The sequence below is a fragment of the Solibacillus sp. genome, assembly GCF_040273735.1.
Lineage (GTDB): Bacteria > Bacillota > Bacilli > Bacillales_A > Planococcaceae > Solibacillus.
On the sequence record NZ_JBELZM010000002.1, the window covers coordinates 254,091 to 270,558 of the forward strand.

Sequence of the window (16,468 nt, forward strand, 5' to 3'; positions counted from 1 at the left end):
CACAGAGGAAATGCTGTGCCGTAGCACTCACGTTACGAGTTTTGAGTGGACTAAATGAATTGTATTTAGTCAATAAAGGTGGCACCACGGCTCTTTCGTCCTTTAAAAGCGAAAGGGCCTTTTTGTGTCCACGAAAAGAAAAGCTGAGGAGAGATGAGCATGGCAGTAAAGACAGACAAATTTGTAATGAAACAGGTAAATGGTGATACTTATACGCCAATTTCAATTTTTGAATCAATCGTTGGAACGAAAAAAGTATTATTCGAATCCAATGCAAAATTTAAGCAAAACGGGCGCTATTCCTTCATCGCCTTTAATCCGGTCGGTGAGCTGAAAGGAAATGCGGAATCCAGTTCTTATTCTATCCATAATCAGGAACTGACGACAGAACAGAAACCGGTATTAACTTTGCTGAAAGAGCTATTGCCAATTCAAAAGGAAGACGCTCCGTTTGCCTTTTTTGGTGGGGCAATCGGTTATTTTGGCTATGAAACAGCATATCATTTTGAACAAATCGGGGAAATTGTAGGCGATGTATACAATATGCCGGATGTTCATGTATATTTTTACGAAACGTTTATCGTAATCGATCATCTGTTACAGCAAGTATCGATCGTGGCAACGGATCTGTTTCAGGCGGGTCATACGATAGAATTGATGCAGCAAAAAGTGGATGATATCGAACAGATGATGATGTCATCTTTATCATATAAGCATACACCAGACATCGACGTACAGTTCGCACCGACTATTAAAAAAGAGGACTTTATTGAAATGGTTGAAACTGCAAAGCGGCATATACGGAATGGGGACATTTTCCAAGTTGTTTTGTCCCAAACGTTTGAAGCTGATTACCTTGAAAACCCTTTGACGCTTTACAGGAAATTACGGACGTCAAATGCTTCGCCGTATATGTTTTTTATGGAATTTGGGGACTATACGGTACTTGGCACATCACCGGAAAGTCTTGTGAAAGTTCAAAAAGGGCTTGTAACTACAAATCCGATTGCCGGAACGAAGCCTCGTGGACAGAATGCAAAGGAAGATGAAGCGATTGCGAATGCATTGCTGCAAGACGAAAAGGAAACTGCCGAGCATAAAATGCTTGTAGATTTAGGACGTAATGATATTGGACGTGTTGCGCAAATCGGAACAGTAGCTGTTACAAAATATATGGAAATCGAAAAATATAAACATGTAATGCATATTGTTTCGGAAGTTACAGGAAAGTTACGGGATGACGCCCACCTAGTCGATGTAATAGCATCAAGCCTGCCAGCCGGAACGGTATCGGGTGCGCCGAAAATTCGTGCGATGCAAATTATAAATGAGCTGGAACAGAGAAAGCGCGGAATTTATGCAGGAGCGATTGGTTATTTATCGGCATCAGGGGATATGGATTTAGCCCTTGCGATTCGCACAATGATAATCAAAGATGAGAAAGCGTATGTTCAGGCAGGTGCAGGGATTGTTTATGATTCAGTACCTGAAATGGAATATGAAGAAACATTAAATAAAGCAAAAGCATTGCTGGAGGTGCGCAAATGATTTTACTTATCGATAATTATGATTCATTTACGTATAATCTGTATCACCAAATCGCACAGTTTGGGGAAGACGTAAAAATTGTCCGAAATGATGCGATGATGGTTGAGGAAATCCGCACATTGCAGCCGAAAGCGATTGTTATTTCACCAGGACCCGGGGAACCGAAAGACGCAGGTATTGTCATTGAAATGATCGGCCAGCTATACAAAGAGATTCCGATATTGGGAATCTGCCTTGGCCATCAATCGATTGGTGAAGCGTTCGGTGCAACTGTGAGCCGTGCAAAAAATATTATGCATGGGAAAACAAGCATGCTTCAATATGAAAAAACAGGTTTGTTTGCACAATTCGAAGGAAAAGTTGAAGTGATGCGCTACCATTCGCTTATTATTGAAAGGCAAACATTGCATAATGATTTTCGAGTTATCGCTACAAGTGCAGATGATGGGGAAATTATGGCTATTCAACATGCCCAATATCCTGTATATGGGCTGCAGTTTCATCCTGAGTCTATCGGAACAGAACTCGGTACATCCATGATTAGTGAGTTTTTAAAAAAGGTGGAGGTTTTGCATGATACCGAAAGATAAACATGACATTGCAGCGGTGGAAAATCTGAAAAGTACGGATGCAGAAGCGGTCGTTCCTTTACTGCCGAAGCTGCTTGAGTGGGTACAGGATATGAACTGGCCTGTCGCAGAGCCAATGGTTGAGCTTCTGCTTCATTATCCGAATGAGCTTACGCCACTTGTTGATGAAGTCCTACGCGGGGACGATGACATGTGGATTTACTGGTGTCTCGTTTCGATTGTACCGAAGCTGCCGTTTTATTCGAAGCTCGTATTGGCAGATGCTATCGAACAAATTGCCATACTGGAGAAAACACCATTCAATGAAGATAATATTGAAGCTGCTCAAGAAACCTTAATAAGTTTTCAGCCATAATAGATTCGCCTAATCATAAATTGGTTAGGCGTTTTTTTATAAAATTTAGAAGAAATGCGTCCAAAATAACTTTGCTTGCGTCTATAAGGGTGAAAGGAGGGCGGCTAGTGGAAATTGATAAACTAATTGATACATACAGTGATTATTTGTACCGCTTTATGTACTCACTATGTTTTTTGTAGTTATGCCATTGTATTTGGAACTAGCAGAGGAAGAGGAGTTCTTGTTTTAAAAAAAGCAGCCGAAATCAATGCGGCTGCTTTATTCTATTGTACAAGTGAACTTTAAAGCAGTTTTGCAATATCATTTTCTGCTTTTGTTGGAGAATCCTGAGGGGCATAACGTTTAATGACATTACCATCACGGTCGACTAAAAACTTCGTGAAATTCCACTTAACCGACTGTCCTAAAAGACCTTTAGCTTCAGAAGATAAATGTTTAAATAGAGGATGCGCTTCTGAACCATTCACTTTCACCATTTCGTGCATAGGAAACGTTACACCGTAATCCAGGCGGCAGAACTCGGCAGCTTCCTCACCGGAAGACAACTCCTGTTTAAATTGATCAGAAGGGAAACCGAGTACGACAAATCCTTCCTCTTTATATTTATCGTATAGTTCTTCCAACTGTGTAAACTGATTTGTAAAACCGCACTTGCTTGCCGTATTGACAATCATCATTACTTGGCCTTTGTAGCGGTCTAAATCATATTGCTCGCCTTTTTCTGTCTTAACAGGAATATCATAAATATTCATGCTTTCGTTCCTCCTCGAAACTACTAATATAATTGTTTTGTACTATTATCGTACGGAAAAAAAGCCCAGAAGTAAAATAAACGGTATCCGTTAAAAATGAAAATAAAACTCGAATCTTGTCGAAATAATGTCGGCCATAGAACTTATCCATTCGAATATGACATGTGTCACTGTGCCGTTACTATGATTACGCTTACATTTTTGTGAGACATAAAATTTTAACATCAAGGAGTTTTATAATGAAGAAAAAGATTGCATGGATAACAGATACTGCAGCATTATTACCAGAAAGTTTTATTAAAGAACACTCAATTCATGTGCTTGCATTGAACATCGTTTTTGAAGAGGGCGCACTTCGTGAAACAGTGGACATGACGCACGATGAATTTTACAATAAATTAAGAAATTCAAAAATGCATCCGAAAACATCTCAGCCTGCATTCGGAGAGCATGTAGCTTTATACGAAAAATTAAAAGATCAGGGCTATGACTGTGCCATTGCGATTCATACTTCAGAGCAACTTTCGGGTACTGTACTAAGTGCTCCAATGGCTGCAGAACAGGCGGGTTTCAAAAGTTATGTTATTGATGCGAAAATTGGTTCATATCCAATGCAAGTCATGCTGGCACTCGGAATTGAGCTTGAAAAACAAGGACATGCCCCGGAAACAATCGTAGAGAAAATAGAAGCAATGCGTGGCAAGTCAGAACTTGCTTTTATCCCTGCAAGCTTGGAGCAATTGCATAAAAGCGGACGTGTTTCAGGAATGGCGATGTTCCTCAGCAACTTGCTCAATATTAAACTAGTGATTGAATACAATAAAGAAGGCGGCGTTGAGGTGGCGAAAAAAGTACGTGCTGATAATCGTGCCAAAAAAGCCGTCATTGAAAAACTTGAGCAAGCTATTTTAAAGTCACCCGTAAAAGAAGTTGCTATTATTCACTGTAATAATGAAGCAGGGGCTATCGAGTGGAAAAAAGAATTATTGAAGGACTTTCCGTCAATTCAATTTACCCCAACACCACTTTCTGCCTGTGTAGGTGTCCATGCGGGAGAAGGAACATTAGGTTTGACTTGGGTGCGGGAATAAAAAAATGCAGGGCCTCTTCCTAGGCGCTCTGCATTTTTTCGTATTTACATTGAAAGTATTGAATAAAGCCAGCTAAAATAAATGTTATTACGAGTGCCGAGCCGATGAAAAGGACAACGCCAGTCCAACCGTACTGCATCCAAAAGATACCGCCGAGAGTTCCTCCGATACTTGACCCCATATAATAGGCGAACAAATATAATGAGGAAGCCTGGGCTTTATCGACTTTGGCTAAATGACTGACCCAGCCGCTTGCAATGGAATGCGCACCGAAAAAGCCAAAAGTAAAAATAATTAGTCCGCTTATTTTTAAAGGCAAACTTACAGGGAAAGTAAGAACTGCACCTAAGAGCATAATGACAATTCCGCTGTATAGAACATTTTGCCGGCCATAATGATCAGACAAGCTTCCGAACCATGTAGAGCTCCAAGTCCCTACTAAATAAACAACAAATAGCCAACTCACAAATGTCATGCTTAAATTATAGGGAGATTCAACCAGTTTGAAGCCGATATAATTATACATTGTTACAAAGCTGCCCATTAAAGTAAATCCAATTCCGAATAATAGAACAAGCCGTCTATCTTTTAAATGCTGGAAAAGTGTTTTAGTCAGTAATCGGAATTGTAATGGACGTGGTGTGAAATGTTTGGATTCTGGTAATGCCCATACAAAGTAACAACTGATAATAATGCTTAAAATTCCGAGTACAATCATTCCGATTTGCCAGCTGAACAAATCACTCATCGTGCCGATTATGATACGGCCCGATAATCCGCCGATCGCATTTCCACTTATGTAAAGACCCATTGCCATACCTAAGCTTGCAGGTTCCATTTCTTCTCCTAAATAAGCCATCGCTATGGCAGGAACACCGGCAAATACAAACCCTTGAATGATACGCAATGCGAGAATCGTTTCAAAATTAGGAGCAAACGCTAGTGCGAGTGTTAAAACGGAAGCAGCAAATATTGAAGCGGTCATCAATTTTTTTCGCCCCAAGCTTCCGACAATGAACCGAACAGTAGCAGGCTAAATGCCAAAACGGACGTAGCAGCAGATAACGATAAACTGGCTATGGCAGGAGAGACGTTATAATCATTTGAAAACTGAGGCATTAGTGGCTGCGTAATATAAAGGTTGGCAAAGGTGATAAAACCTGCAGCAAATAACGCGAAATTCGTCATTTTAAAAGCTTTTGTTCCTTTTTTCATATTGTCCATGTAATCCCTTCAATCTTGAAAACTTATGAATATCCGATAGTTCGGAAGAAGACCTGCTTGCTTCTATCTATAATTTAAAATTGCAATTATTCGGCTGGTTGCCCTGTTAGCACTTGGGCAATTTCTTCAACTGTCATATCGGAGCGGAGATCAAATGCACCTTTTTGAATAGAACGCGCAAATTCCGGTTTGGACAAATAAAGTTCCAGCTCTCGGCCGCTAGTGACAATACCTAAGTCTTCCGCTTGCTGTCCGATTGTATAAATAGAAACATTTTCATAAATATAAATGGTCGCTTCCACAACGTCTGATTTGTTTTCTTCCTTTGTAGAAGCTGTTTTCTCTTCCGTTGTACTAGTTGTTTGCTCGTCCGCTTTTTTAGAATTGGCGGAACCCGGGTTTTGCTTGTTTAACTGTTTTGTCAGTTCAGCGATTTGTTTTTTATAGTCTTCTAATTGCTTTTCGTAAGCGGCGTTATCTTTCTGGCTGGAATCAGAAGGTAACTGGTCGAACAATGCCATGCTCGCACCTGCCACAAAAAGACCGATACCAAATGCTCGCAACGATGATTTCATTGTTGACCTCCATTTGCTATAATCGATTGAATTTGAGCATGAGATAATGTTGAAAGTTTACTAATTTCCTCAATTGTCAGGCCTTGACTATTGAGAGCGAGCACCTGGCTAACTAAAATACCGTTAATCGGTTTCGCGCTTTTTTGCGGAGTTGCCTTAGAAGCCGTTCCATAGCTTTGAGCCGCTTTTACTTGGGCTGCTACTTGTTGGAAAGATGAAAAGGCAGCTTGCTGTTCTGAATTTTGTTGGACAGAAGAAGGTTTACGAACTTGAAAGTTTGGTTCTACAAGCAGTTCCTCTTCCAATGCTTTTATGCGTCGTTTTAAAGCATTCGTTTCTTGATAAATATTGATCGATAAATCTTCGACATCTCTTTCAACCTTTGCTGATTTATCTTTAAACAAGAGGGATATAATAATGACAGCCATTCCAGCAATCATTAATATTGAAGAAAGTCCCATATGAAGTCCTCCATTTCTTTTTATCTTTGTTAGTGTTTTGACAGTAAACTTGCAATTGAAGTAGGTAATTGTTTTCTTACTGCAGATTTCCTTTATTTTAACATAGTAAAACTTATTAAGAAATCATACTAGATTTTTTAAAACAGTGTGTTATAATAGGTAAGTCGTATAAATCATGCTCAAATAAATTTATTCTTAATTTAGAGTGGGAGGGTTAATGATGCGCGTAAACATTACTTTAGCTTGCACAGACTGCGGCGAACGTAACTACATTTCAAAAAAGAACAAGCGTAACAATCCAGAGCGTCTTGAACTTAAAAAATATTGCTCTCGCGAGAAGAAGTACACTCTTCACCGTGAAACAAAGTAATAATCGCTCATTTAGCCAAAACCACTCGTTGGTTTTGGCTTTTTACTTGGTATCCTATTGAATTTTACTATGATGATTCAATGAATTTTGATTTATGATAGTAAAATTTAACTTAAAACAGATTTATTGAAAGTAGGGATTTGTTTGGAGAAAAGAGACTATCGTATAAAAGTGCAGGAAAAGTTGTCCAATATGACAGATCAGGAATATCATGAACGTTCATTGGAAATCGCTCAGCAATTATTACAGGAACCTTCTATTCAAAAAGCAAATATTATAGCAATTACTTTATCAAATCGGCCGGAAGTGGATACGACGTTTATTATTGAAGAATTATGGAAATTAAATAAATATGTTGCAGTTCCGAAATGTAATCCGAAAGATCGCTCGATGCAGTTTTACAAAATTAACAGTTTTGATGAAACCGAACGAGCATATCAAAATATATTAGAACCGATACGAGAAAGAACGGAACTGGTCGAAAAAGAACGAATTGATGTAATGATCGTGCCGGGGGTTGTTTTTGATCATCACGGATACCGCATTGGATTTGGTGGGGGTTACTATGACCGCTATTTAGTTGGGTTTAATGGAATGCGGATGTCCTTGGCATTTGAGGAGCAGTTGTTAAACGAAATACCGAGAGAATCACATGATCTTCCGGTACATATACTAGTTACAGACAAAAATCGCATAATCTGCGAATAATTGGTGGAGGAACAAGAATGAAGTCAATGTTGGATGTGCTTGACATCTTAAAACAATACGGCATTTACATTTATACAAAGGACCGTATTGGAGATTTATACTTAATGGAAGACGAAATTAAGGAATTATATAAATCGAAATTTATTGATACGAAAGATTTTCAGATGGCCTTGTTAATCCTGCGTCAGGAAGAGCAAAGGCTTAAGTCTGGAAAATAACTGGTATTTAACGTATAATAGTATGGATTGTATAAAGAAATGACTGTTTACTTAGGGGTTTTAAACTTTTTGATGCACATATCCTGAGTGAAACAGCGGGAGCAAACCGCTGTTTTCATATTTAACGAAACCTTTTCAAGTTTAATACGTACTAAATATTAGTGCTATTTTATGAATGTAATCTGTTTAAACGAAATAATGTTGCGGATTTGTAAGAAAAGCTTTAACATAGGTTTTGTTTGAAAGAGGATTTTACACAAATAAAACAATGTATTAAAAAAAATCGAATATGTAAAGAGAGGATGTATAGGATATGAAAGATTTCAAATGGCCTAAACATTCGATATTAGCGATTGCCGTAATAGCAACCTGGATTAAAACTGTAATTGTTTATGAAACTAGCTTTGATATGAAGATAGAAAATGCAATGCAATTGTTAATTTTGTTTATCAATCCATTAAGTTTCTTATTATTCTTCTATGGATTGTCATTGTTCTTGAAATCACAAAAAGCGCGAAATCGCTATATTGTCGGCAGTAGTATTTTACTGGCCTTAGTATTATACGGGAATGTTGCCTTTTACCGTTTCTATAATGACTTTGTGACATTGCCTGTTTTATTCCAAACGAGCAATTTCGGAGAGTTAGGTACATCCGCAGCAGCAATTATCAGCTGGATGGATATATTCTATTTTGTTGATGTATTACTGATTATTATTGCTGTGAAGCTTTTACCGAAGGCGGAAGAACAGTTACTGCCTATACGTAAAGATGCGCGTAAAGCATACTTTGTCATGACGGCAGCTATTTTATTTTTAAATTTAGGTTTAGCAGAAACAGAGCGTCCGCAATTATTGACACGAGCATTTGACCGTGAACTGTTGGTGAAAAATATCGGAACATATAACTATCATCTATACGATGTATATGTTCAGTCGAAATCGTCTGCACAGCGTGCATTGGCGGATGGCAGTGAGCTTGTTGAAGTGAGCAACTACGTTCGCGCAAACCAGGCGGAACCTAATGTTGAAATGTTCGGCAAGTATGAAGGCCGAAATGTAATTGCAGTTTCCCTGGAATCATTGCAGACATTTGTTATTAATGAAGAAATGAATGGGGAAGTAGTAACACCGTTCCTGAATTCATTGACAAACGATAAAGATACGTATTACTTCAGTGATTTTTACCACCAGACTGGATTAGGAAAAACTTCGGATTCTGAGTTTATTTTCGAAAACTCGTTATATGGCTTAGGTCGAGGTGCAGTATTCTTTACACATGGCGAAAATACGTATAACTCCTTTGCAGAGCGCTTAGGGGAAAATGGATATTTCACAAATGTTATGCATGCGAACAACAAATCATTCTGGAACCGCGATATGATTTACAAATCATTTAAATTAGATCAGTTTTATGATCTCGAATCATACAATGTTACAGAAGAAACATCTGTAAACTGGGGATTAAAGGATATTCCATTCTTTGAACAATCTGCAGCATTAATGAAAGAAATGCCACAGCCATTTTACAGCCGTCTCATTACTTTAACAAACCACTATCCGTTCTATTTGGATCCGGAAGATATGATGATTCCTGAATATGATTCAAATTCAGGTACATTAAACCGTTATTTCCAAACTGTTCGCTATTTGGATGAATCGGTGAAGGAATTCTTCGATGATTTAAAGGAACAGGGTTTATATGAAAATTCGATTATCGTGATGTACGGAGACCACTACGGGATTTCCGAAAATCATAATAAAGCAATGGCAAAATATTTAAATAAAGAAGAAATCACACCATATGACAGTGCGCTTTTACAGGCTGTCCCATTATATATCCACATCCCTGGTTCAAATGATGGACAAGTGATGGAGAATGTAGCGGGTCAGTTGGATATTCGTCCAACATTACTGCATCTTTTAGGTATTGAGACTTCAAAAGATATGCAATTAGGTGCTGACCTTTTCTCGGAAGAGCATGAGGATTTCGTTATTTTCCGTGATGGTCGCTTTGTAACAGATCAATATGTGTATGCAGGTGAAGTATGCTACGACCGGGAAACGGGAGAAGCAATTGATACGGAAGCATGTCAGCCGTTTATTGATCGTGCAACACAAGAACTGGAATACTCGGACCAGATTATTAATGGTGACCTGTTGCGTTTCTATGATACAGAAACAGGGAACTTGCTGATTGATACGAACTATAAAAATTAAAGCTGCCCCGGAGAAATCCGGGAGCAGCTTTTTTCCATTTAAAAAACGTATTGCTTCTAAAGCAATACGTTTTTTGGTTGCAATTAGTGAGTTGGTGGATAGCCTTGATTTAATACCGTCATAATGACGAACCAACCGAAAACACCTGCAGCTAAAGCATTGAAGGCAGCAGCTAAAAGGTTTTTCTCTTTGATTGATTGGAATATGCCAATTACGCCAAAAATTGCAACTAAACCAAAAATAACCATTAATAAGTTCATAAAAAATTGACACTCCTTTCGACATTCCAAAAAATGTCTCAACAATATTCCTCTTTTATTGTAAAGGTTTCCAAATCGTTTGTCGAGAACTAAAAGTGGCGTTTGTTTGAACGATAACTTTCACTATGAGAACGATAGAAAAAATGTATAATGGAAACTGAGGTGATGATTTATGTTAAATGTTAGAAAATATAGTCTAGGACCGATCCAAACAAATTGCTACATAGTAAGCAATAAAGAAAAAGACTGCTTAATTTTTGATCCTGGTGAAGAAGGGGCACGTATTGTAAATGAATTGCGTAAAAATGGATTAAATCCATTAGCTATTTTATTAACCCATACACATTTCGATCATATAGGTGGAGTGGATGCGATACGGGGCATATACAATATCCCGCTGTATGTCCATGAAAAAGAGTTGGACTGGCTAGCTGATCCGATGAAAAATGGTTCAGGCAAATATGCCGAATTGCCAAATTATATCGTGAAAAAACCTGATGGAGAACATATTATCCGAAAAGAAGGGGAAATGACAATCGGTGCATTTACCTTTACTGTAGCCCATACACCAGGGCATTCTCCAGGAAGTGTATCTTTTATTTTTAAAGAGGACTCTTTTGCGATTGTAGGCGATACATTATTCGAACAAAGCATTGGACGGACTGATTTAATTGGAGGTTCGATGAATGTCTTGTTGAAATCGATTCACGATAAGCTTTTATCGTTACCGGAAGATACAATTATTTATCCAGGTCATGGTGACTATACGACACCTGCTGCGGAAATGGATTCCAACCCCTTTTTAAATGGGTTTTAACCAACTTGTAAATGAAAAAACGACCGCTCTCTATTGAAGAGCGTGTCGTTTTTTAATGTCCGCCACCTGGAGTGTGTATGAATGTTGTGTAGTAGGTGAAACCGGCGAAGAAAACAGTTAAGTATGCGCCAAAAATGTACATGTACATGCGTTCTGAAAGATTTAAGAAGCCTAATAATAAAAATAAACCTGTATTACCTACGAATAATAGCGAAACCTCGTTCATACCTCCAAGGTAGAACATAACGGCGAAAATAGCAGTCCAGAATGCCATAACTTTATACATATTGCTCATGAAATATCCCTCCTTTTCTAAAAAAATAGAATAGTCTCTCATTCATTATAAATCAAGTTTCTGGATAATGTAAACTGGGAGATATGGAAGAGTTGTGACAAACGCATGTTTTTTCCATTAATTGTGTACGGAAATTTTGTATTTACAAAAATCACAGTCACTTACCATGCTTTCAATTTTCGTAATTTCATGTCGTTCAAACAATGTATCAACTTGTCCATACAAATAGGATTCATGTAGCTGGCAAACAATTTCTCCATAGTTCGATATTTGTTCTTGGAAGGGGCAGTTGAACAGCGAGAATATGATTGATTTGGATTGGTGATGCTCAATTACTTCTGGAATATAACCAATTAATGTGGCGCTTTTAGTTAACATGGCCAATTTCTCGTCAAAAGTAAATGGAGATTTTCGTTTAAGAGAATTCATTTGTTCAAGCATCGACTGTTTCCCGTCACGATAACTGATTTCCTGCGCTTTACTCAAAGCTGCTTCACCAAGTTCGCGAATAAGTTCAAGTGACCATTTAATTAATGAAGATGTATCGCGTCTAGGAATACTTAAATTGACTCCTTCTTGTTTTGCTTTATATACTCTTCCAGGTCGCCCGCCTTTTCCGGTTTTTAAATGTTCGGAAGAAATGGCACCGATTTCTGCAAGTTTGGTTAGATGCAAACGTGCTACATTGGAATGGATTTTAAATTGATCTGCAATATCCTGAACGGATAAAAATTGCTTTTGCTGCAACATAAATTCATAAATAGAAAACCGGGTTTCATCTGCAAAAGTGCTCGAAATTTTAATCGGATGTATCATATGTAAACCCCCAATACGGTAAAAATTAAAAATGCTTACTTTATTATTATTCTACATGAATTGTTAGCATATTTGTTGATATTGAAAGAAAATTCCTATTAAAAAGAAATTTCATCTGTTTTTATATGAAATATTGGATAACCCATTTATAATGGAGTCACATCTAACTAATTTGTGAAGGGGTGATTTCCATAAAACAATTATCGATCATTGAACAAAAATGTTTGGAGCTTTTATCTAAGGCAGCACAGCTTAGCGTTACAGACATCCATTTACTCCCTAGAGAAGAATGCTATGATTTGTTAATGAGAAAATACGGCCGTTTTGAAAAGGAGGATGAACTCCCTACAGAGCTCGCTACCCGTATGATTTCCTATTTTAAATTTCTTTCTTCGCTTGATATTAGTGAAAAGCGAAAGCCTCAAAGTGGTTCCTTCCAAAAATTTATCGATCAGTCCATGCATGCCTTCCGGATTTCCACGTTACCTTCCAGCTTCTTTAAAGAAAGTTTAGCAGTTCGAATATTACGGCAGAACTATACGGTCCCATTACAGACTTTATGTCACTTCCAGGAAAGTGTTGAACAGTTGTACAGGTTGGCAAGACTGGAGAGCGGTTTAATATTAATTAGCGGTGCGACCGGAACCGGCAAAACGACAACGTTATATTCATTGCTGCAATATTGTTCTCAGAATTTATCTCGACACGTCATTTCTTTGGAGGATCCAGTGGAAAGCAGACAAGAGCAGCTATTACAAATTCAAGTGAATGAACGAGCCGGAATGACGTATTCAGCTGGTTTAAAGGCTATTTTAAGGCATTCTCCCGAAGTTATTATGCTCGGGGAGATTCGGGACAGGGAAACAGCAAAGGTCGCAATAGAAGCGGCGTTTTCCGGACATCTAGTTATTTCGACGATTCATGCAAAGGATACGGTGAACTGTATTTACCGGCTTCATGATTTGTCGGTTTCATTTGAAGAAATGCGGCAGATGCTAAGAGCAGTTGTTTCGCAGCGTCTAATCCAAACAGAGGATAACGTTTATAAAGCTATTTTCGAATTTTTAACTGATGATCAATTACAGCTTGCCTTTAAATCCATCATTCAAGAAAAATCATTTACATTACCGTTTGATCAAACATTGGCAGGTCAAATCGCAAAACTTCACGGGGACTACTATGAATATACCGCTCCTTAAAAATACAGCATCTGCTGCTTTGTTTAAAAAACCTGTTATAAAGTCCTCTGAGCTTCCTACATTACTCCAACGAATCGCCACACTGTTAAACGAAGGCTATACATTTGCCCACAGTATCGAAATGCTGTTGCCTTATCATGTAAAACAATATGAGCCGGTCCAACAGGAAATTTCCAATATATTACGCGGGGGTGGCAGTGCAACACAAGTTTTTCAGCTGCTTCGGCTTGATAAACAATATTTAGTGTCAATTGAGTTGGCAGAAGTGACGGGCAAGCTAAGCGAAGCGATTGGTCTTGTCGCTAAACAGCTCGTTTTTCAACAGCAGGCAAAAACGAAACTAATAAAAGTGATGTCGTATCCGCTCATTTTATTTACATTTTTAATAATACTGTTTTTAGCATTTCGAACATACTTTCTACCGAATATGTCTTCAGTTATTACATCCCGCGTCCATAGCGAATCGTCCGCCAGCATTCAGTGGTCGAAGTTTTTCCTCCATATGCCAGACTACATTATTGCAGTTGGCATTGCTCTCGGCATTGTCCTCTCCCTTTCTATTTATCAAATTCGTAAGAAACGAATTGATTTGCAGCTTTCTCTATTGTTTAGACTCCCGTTAATCGGTCTTTTTTGGCGGCTATTTTTGACAAGACAGTTTGCTCGCCATTTAGGCAATCTATTATTAGCTGGCTTCTCGCTCCAAAAGGCATTCGATCATTTAAAATCCCAACATCACCAAAAGCACATTGCGTATATTGCCGGTATACTCCAAGAACGCATTCTAATTGGCGACTCATTGGAGCGTGCGGTGGAAATCGTCGGCTACTTTTATCCGAAATTCGAGCATTTTATTGCCCACGGTGAGGCAAGCGGTTTGTTGGGACGGGAGCTTATTTTATATTGTGAGCTTTTGGATGAAAAGCTTCAGAAAACAATTGAACGAATACTGGCGATTATTCAGCCGCTACTATTTGTGATCATTGCCATTTGCGTTATTGCTGCGTATTTAAGTATTTTAATTCCGATGTACGATGTCATTGATTTTATATAAGAAGAGGTGGAATAGATGAAAAATGAAAAAGGATTTACTTTAGTAGAAATGCTTGTTGTTTTATTGATTATTTCTATTTTAATATTGGTCACAATCCCAAACGTATCAAAGCACTTCGCATCAATCGATGAAAAAGGCTGTGATGCATATATTCTTGTAATTGCATTAAAAAACAACTTTAGTTAAAAAAACAGTCGTATCAAGGGTTTGTAGAAAATAAATGTAAATACATAATTGTATAGATTTGTTTAGAATTATAAAGTTTTGAACTTATAGATAATTTTATTGTAAATAACAATAAAATGGTATAAGATTATTGTAATTAAGTGACGCTAGGAGAGTTCTATCTAGTGGTTACTACATATTTTTCTTTTAGTGTTGCTGAATATAAAACACACTAAAAGGGGAATTTGATATGGAAATGATTTTTTTAACTAATTTTTTTATGGATGCTACAGTATTGGTGAATTTTTATGTTTATGGAATACTATTAGTTTGTGTAGTTTTGCCATTTACAAGATATAAGTCGAGTGAATGGGAATTACATACGAAATGGTTTTCTTTTAAATCCACCAAGAAAAAGTAGTATAGGTAGCTGATAATGCAAGGAGGGAGCAATTTATTGCTCTTGTTCTTGCAATATGAACAAATAATAATTATTGCGAAATAAACGCTAAATTATTTTTTGAAGAGCTAAGCTCAAAATTTTTTAGGATATTACCCATATCAGATTCTCTCTTGTGTTTTTCGTGCCTAGTTTTTCTAGGCACGTTTTTTTTTGTTCTTCTTACTTTAAGAATTTAAAGCTTTAATAAGAAGGAATTAAAATAATTTATATCATATTCTGTAACACGCTAACTAAATATTTAGCGTGTTTTTGTATTAGTATAGACAATACTAACTAAAAGTTTAACTCTTTAATATATCATTTGTTTATTATAAAAGATATATTAAAATTGTGACAATTTAGTGAACTCTATTGAGAAGCTTACGTGTTTGGTTTATTATGGTTACCACACAGTAGAAGAAGGGAATAAATGTTCTTTTTGTGTTGCTTTACATGGAGTATAAATTTGAGTTGAATTTGTATCTTGCTTGTTTTGTGACAGAAGATAAGCAACTGTACAAATTAAAAATAAAAGAACTTATAGAATCGAGGAACATTAATGGCAACAAATACTATTGAAATGAGCGAGAAAAAAAAAGAGCAGACTGCGACAGTACGCAAACAGTTTGTTAATAAAGGCATTGATTTGTCTTTATTAGATGCAGGGGTATCACTTTTTTCTTCGTTAGAACAAGCTTTAAAGCGAACAAAAAACGATAAATCATATATCGTTAAAGGCATCGAGTATAGACTTAATTTAGTTGAAAAAGATGGCAAACAAATTAAATTAGCTCCTAGATATGCTTTGATTAATGTTATTCAAACTGACAACGAATTATGGCAATTATGGATTAAACAGCAAGAAATTTTTAATAGAACAGGTCTAGAAGCTGATAAACCATCTATACACAGACCAAATCCTGATGGTCACTATGAAATTGGGAATATTGCTGTTTTACCTTTGGGAGAGCATTTACAGGAACACGCTATCCCTGTGATAGTCTTTGAAACAGATGCAGAAAAGCTTGCTACTTACAGAAGCCAAACAGCGTTTCAAGATGCTGAAAACGTTAGCAAATATCGAGTTGAAAAAATGAACAAAGCCTTTCGTGATGATGAAATTTCTTTACAAAGAAAGCAACAAGTGAGAAAGGAAATGACTGATAAAAACAAAGTGTATTTTGAAAGTTTGACGTAATGGTAAGTGAGGTGCCTTTCTTTTTGAGGGGTGCTCATCTACCTCTAAGCAACGGGAAAATATCTTACATAATAATTCAAATTCATGAAAATTAATTGATTTAATATTG

The 16,468-nt window shown here is 37.3% G+C and carries 18 protein-coding genes, 2 pseudogenes and 1 other annotated feature (1 of these 21 running past the window's edge); of the genes and pseudogenes, 13 read left to right on the forward strand and 7 right to left on the reverse strand.

Annotated elements, in window-relative coordinates; translation table 11 throughout:
* Nucleotides 1-106, forward strand: a binding site (T-box leader) (it extends 102 nt beyond the left edge of the window).
* 53 nt (nt 107-159) lie between these two features.
* The 3 genes from trpE to ABS917_RS03405 are packed head-to-tail and all read left to right on the forward strand — an operon-like array spanning nt 160 to nt 2,493.
* Nucleotides 160-1,548, forward strand: a complete 1,389-nt coding sequence (trpE, locus tag ABS917_RS03395; protein ID WP_350477675.1) for an anthranilate synthase component I — start codon at nt 160-162, stop codon at nt 1,546-1,548.
* Nucleotides 1,545-2,138, forward strand: a complete 594-nt coding sequence (locus ABS917_RS03400) for an anthranilate synthase component II (RefSeq protein ID WP_350477676.1) — start codon at nt 1,545-1,547, stop codon at nt 2,136-2,138. Before trpE ends, ABS917_RS03400 begins: the two co-directional genes overlap by 4 nt.
* The gene (locus ABS917_RS03405) at nt 2,122-2,493 is read left to right on the forward strand and encodes a DUF5071 domain-containing protein (protein ID WP_350477677.1); all 372 of its coding nucleotides are present in this window, start codon (nt 2,122-2,124) and stop codon (nt 2,491-2,493) included. The genes ABS917_RS03400 and ABS917_RS03405 overlap by 17 nt, the downstream gene beginning before the upstream one ends.
* A gap of 284 nt (nt 2,494-2,777) precedes the next feature.
* On the opposite strand, the gene ABS917_RS03410 is transcribed toward ABS917_RS03405, so the two are convergent.
* Nucleotides 2,778-3,248 (reverse strand): glutathione peroxidase, encoded by a 471-nt coding sequence (locus ABS917_RS03410; RefSeq protein ID WP_350477678.1) that lies wholly within the window; start codon nt 3,246-3,248, stop codon nt 2,778-2,780.
* 239 nt (nt 3,249-3,487) lie between these two features.
* Between ABS917_RS03410 and ABS917_RS03415 the strand changes: the two genes are divergently transcribed.
* Nucleotides 3,488-4,339, forward strand: a complete 852-nt coding sequence (locus ABS917_RS03415; RefSeq protein WP_350477679.1) for a DegV family protein — start codon at nt 3,488-3,490, stop codon at nt 4,337-4,339.
* 19 nt (nt 4,340-4,358) lie between these two features.
* On the opposite strand, the pseudogene ABS917_RS03420 reads toward ABS917_RS03415, so the two are convergent.
* The 3 genes and pseudogenes from ABS917_RS03420 to ABS917_RS03430 all read right to left on the reverse strand — a co-directional run bounded on the left by ABS917_RS03420 (nt 4,359) and on the right by ABS917_RS03430 (nt 6,599).
* A pseudogene (locus ABS917_RS03420) lies at nt 4,359-5,563 on the reverse strand (MFS transporter).
* 86 nt (nt 5,564-5,649) lie between these two features.
* The gene (locus ABS917_RS03425) at nt 5,650-6,138 is read right to left on the reverse strand and encodes a hypothetical protein (protein ID WP_350477680.1); all 489 of its coding nucleotides are present in this window, start codon (nt 6,136-6,138) and stop codon (nt 5,650-5,652) included.
* A complete protein-coding gene (locus ABS917_RS03430) occupies nt 6,135-6,599 on the reverse strand; it encodes a hypothetical protein (protein ID WP_350477681.1) in 465 nt (154 codons plus the stop codon). Before ABS917_RS03430 ends, ABS917_RS03425 begins: the two co-directional genes overlap by 4 nt.
* Nucleotides 6,600-6,819: 220 nt before the next feature.
* Here ABS917_RS03430 and rpmG point away from each other — a divergent pair, with 220 nt between their 5' ends.
* From rpmG to ABS917_RS03450, 4 genes are all read left to right on the forward strand, one after another.
* A complete protein-coding gene (rpmG, locus tag ABS917_RS03435) occupies nt 6,820-6,969 on the forward strand; it encodes a 50S ribosomal protein L33 (RefSeq protein ID WP_008408521.1) in 150 nt (49 codons plus the stop codon).
* A gap of 144 nt (nt 6,970-7,113) precedes the next feature.
* Nucleotides 7,114-7,677: a 5-formyltetrahydrofolate cyclo-ligase gene (locus tag ABS917_RS03440; RefSeq protein WP_350477682.1), complete on the forward strand. Its 564-nt coding sequence runs from the start codon at nt 7,114-7,116 to the stop codon at nt 7,675-7,677.
* Nucleotides 7,678-7,694: 17 nt separating this feature from the next.
* Nucleotides 7,695-7,895: a YqgQ family protein gene (locus ABS917_RS03445; RefSeq protein WP_350477683.1), complete on the forward strand. Its 201-nt coding sequence runs from the start codon at nt 7,695-7,697 to the stop codon at nt 7,893-7,895.
* A gap of 313 nt (nt 7,896-8,208) precedes the next feature.
* Nucleotides 8,209-10,113 carry an LTA synthase family protein gene (locus ABS917_RS03450; protein WP_350477684.1) on the forward strand — a complete coding sequence of 635 codons (1,905 nt, stop codon included), beginning with the start codon at nt 8,209-8,211 and terminating at the stop codon, nt 10,111-10,113.
* A gap of 83 nt (nt 10,114-10,196) precedes the next feature.
* Here ABS917_RS03450 and ABS917_RS03455 read toward each other — a convergent pair whose 3' ends face one another.
* Nucleotides 10,197-10,373, reverse strand: coding sequence for a DUF2759 domain-containing protein (locus ABS917_RS03455; RefSeq protein ID WP_008404364.1), 177 nt, complete (start codon nt 10,371-10,373; stop codon nt 10,197-10,199).
* 172 nt (nt 10,374-10,545) lie between these two features.
* On the opposite strand from ABS917_RS03455, the gene ABS917_RS03460 reads away from it, so the two are divergent.
* Entirely contained in the window at nt 10,546-11,190 is a 645-nt protein-coding gene (locus tag ABS917_RS03460; RefSeq protein ID WP_350477685.1) for an MBL fold metallo-hydrolase, read from the forward strand.
* A 52-nt stretch (nt 11,191-11,242) separates the two neighbouring features.
* On the opposite strand, the gene ABS917_RS03465 is transcribed toward ABS917_RS03460, so the two are convergent.
* The gene (locus ABS917_RS03465) at nt 11,243-11,485 is read right to left on the reverse strand and encodes a DUF2626 family protein (RefSeq protein ID WP_008404362.1); all 243 of its coding nucleotides are present in this window, start codon (nt 11,483-11,485) and stop codon (nt 11,243-11,245) included.
* A 117-nt stretch (nt 11,486-11,602) separates the two neighbouring features.
* Nucleotides 11,603-12,301 carry a helix-turn-helix transcriptional regulator gene (locus tag ABS917_RS03470; RefSeq protein ID WP_350477686.1) on the reverse strand — a complete coding sequence of 233 codons (699 nt, stop codon included), beginning with the start codon at nt 12,299-12,301 and terminating at the stop codon, nt 11,603-11,605.
* Nucleotides 12,302-12,483: 182 nt separating this feature from the next.
* On the opposite strand from ABS917_RS03470, the gene comGA reads away from it, so the two are divergent.
* The 4 genes and pseudogenes from comGA to ABS917_RS03490 all read left to right on the forward strand — a co-directional run bounded on the left by comGA (nt 12,484) and on the right by ABS917_RS03490 (nt 16,359).
* Complete coding sequence (gene comGA, locus ABS917_RS03475) at nt 12,484-13,500, forward strand: competence type IV pilus ATPase ComGA (protein ID WP_350477687.1); 1,017 nt, start codon at nt 12,484-12,486, stop codon at nt 13,498-13,500.
* Nucleotides 13,481-14,554 (forward strand): competence type IV pilus assembly protein ComGB, encoded by a 1,074-nt coding sequence (gene comGB / locus ABS917_RS03480; RefSeq protein WP_350477688.1) that lies wholly within the window; start codon nt 13,481-13,483, stop codon nt 14,552-14,554. Before comGA ends, comGB begins: the two co-directional genes overlap by 20 nt.
* A gap of 15 nt (nt 14,555-14,569) precedes the next feature.
* Nucleotides 14,570-14,716: pseudogene (locus tag ABS917_RS03485) on the forward strand (prepilin-type N-terminal cleavage/methylation domain-containing protein); the annotation flags it as partial.
* 1,004 nt (nt 14,717-15,720) lie between these two features.
* The gene (locus ABS917_RS03490; protein WP_350477690.1) at nt 15,721-16,359 is read left to right on the forward strand and encodes a hypothetical protein; all 639 of its coding nucleotides are present in this window, start codon (nt 15,721-15,723) and stop codon (nt 16,357-16,359) included.
* Nucleotides 16,360-16,468 lie beyond the last annotated feature (109 nt).

What these genes read in the sequence shown, in the direction of transcription:
- trpE (WP_350477675.1), top strand. Translation starts at nt 160, where the DNA reads ATGGCAGTAAAGACAGACAAATTTGTAATGAAACAGGTAAATGGTGAT.
- ABS917_RS03400 (WP_350477676.1), top strand. Translation starts at nt 1,545, where the DNA reads ATGATTTTACTTATCGATAATTATGATTCATTTACGTATAATCTGTAT.
- ABS917_RS03405 (WP_350477677.1), top strand. Translation starts at nt 2,122, where the DNA reads ATGATACCGAAAGATAAACATGACATTGCAGCGGTGGAAAATCTGAAA.
- ABS917_RS03410 (WP_350477678.1), bottom strand. Translation starts at nt 3,248, where the DNA reads ATGAATATTTATGATATTCCTGTTAAGACAGAAAAAGGCGAGCAATAT.
- ABS917_RS03415 (WP_350477679.1), top strand. Translation starts at nt 3,488, where the DNA reads ATGAAGAAAAAGATTGCATGGATAACAGATACTGCAGCATTATTACCA.
- ABS917_RS03425 (WP_350477680.1), bottom strand. Translation starts at nt 6,138, where the DNA reads ATGAAATCATCGTTGCGAGCATTTGGTATCGGTCTTTTTGTGGCAGGT.
- ABS917_RS03430 (WP_350477681.1), bottom strand. Translation starts at nt 6,599, where the DNA reads ATGGGACTTTCTTCAATATTAATGATTGCTGGAATGGCTGTCATTATT.
- rpmG (WP_008408521.1), top strand. Translation starts at nt 6,820, where the DNA reads ATGCGCGTAAACATTACTTTAGCTTGCACAGACTGCGGCGAACGTAAC.
- ABS917_RS03445 (WP_350477683.1), top strand. Translation starts at nt 7,695, where the DNA reads ATGAAGTCAATGTTGGATGTGCTTGACATCTTAAAACAATACGGCATT.
- ABS917_RS03450 (WP_350477684.1), top strand. Translation starts at nt 8,209, where the DNA reads ATGAAAGATTTCAAATGGCCTAAACATTCGATATTAGCGATTGCCGTA.
- ABS917_RS03455 (WP_008404364.1), bottom strand. Translation starts at nt 10,373, where the DNA reads ATGAACTTATTAATGGTTATTTTTGGTTTAGTTGCAATTTTTGGCGTA.
- ABS917_RS03460 (WP_350477685.1), top strand. Translation starts at nt 10,546, where the DNA reads ATGTTAAATGTTAGAAAATATAGTCTAGGACCGATCCAAACAAATTGC.
- ABS917_RS03465 (WP_008404362.1), bottom strand. Translation starts at nt 11,485, where the DNA reads ATGAGCAATATGTATAAAGTTATGGCATTCTGGACTGCTATTTTCGCC.
- ABS917_RS03470 (WP_350477686.1), bottom strand. Translation starts at nt 12,301, where the DNA reads ATGATACATCCGATTAAAATTTCGAGCACTTTTGCAGATGAAACCCGG.
- comGB (WP_350477688.1), top strand. Translation starts at nt 13,481, where the DNA reads ATGAATATACCGCTCCTTAAAAATACAGCATCTGCTGCTTTGTTTAAA.
- ABS917_RS03490 (WP_350477690.1), top strand. Translation starts at nt 15,721, where the DNA reads ATGGCAACAAATACTATTGAAATGAGCGAGAAAAAAAAAGAGCAGACT.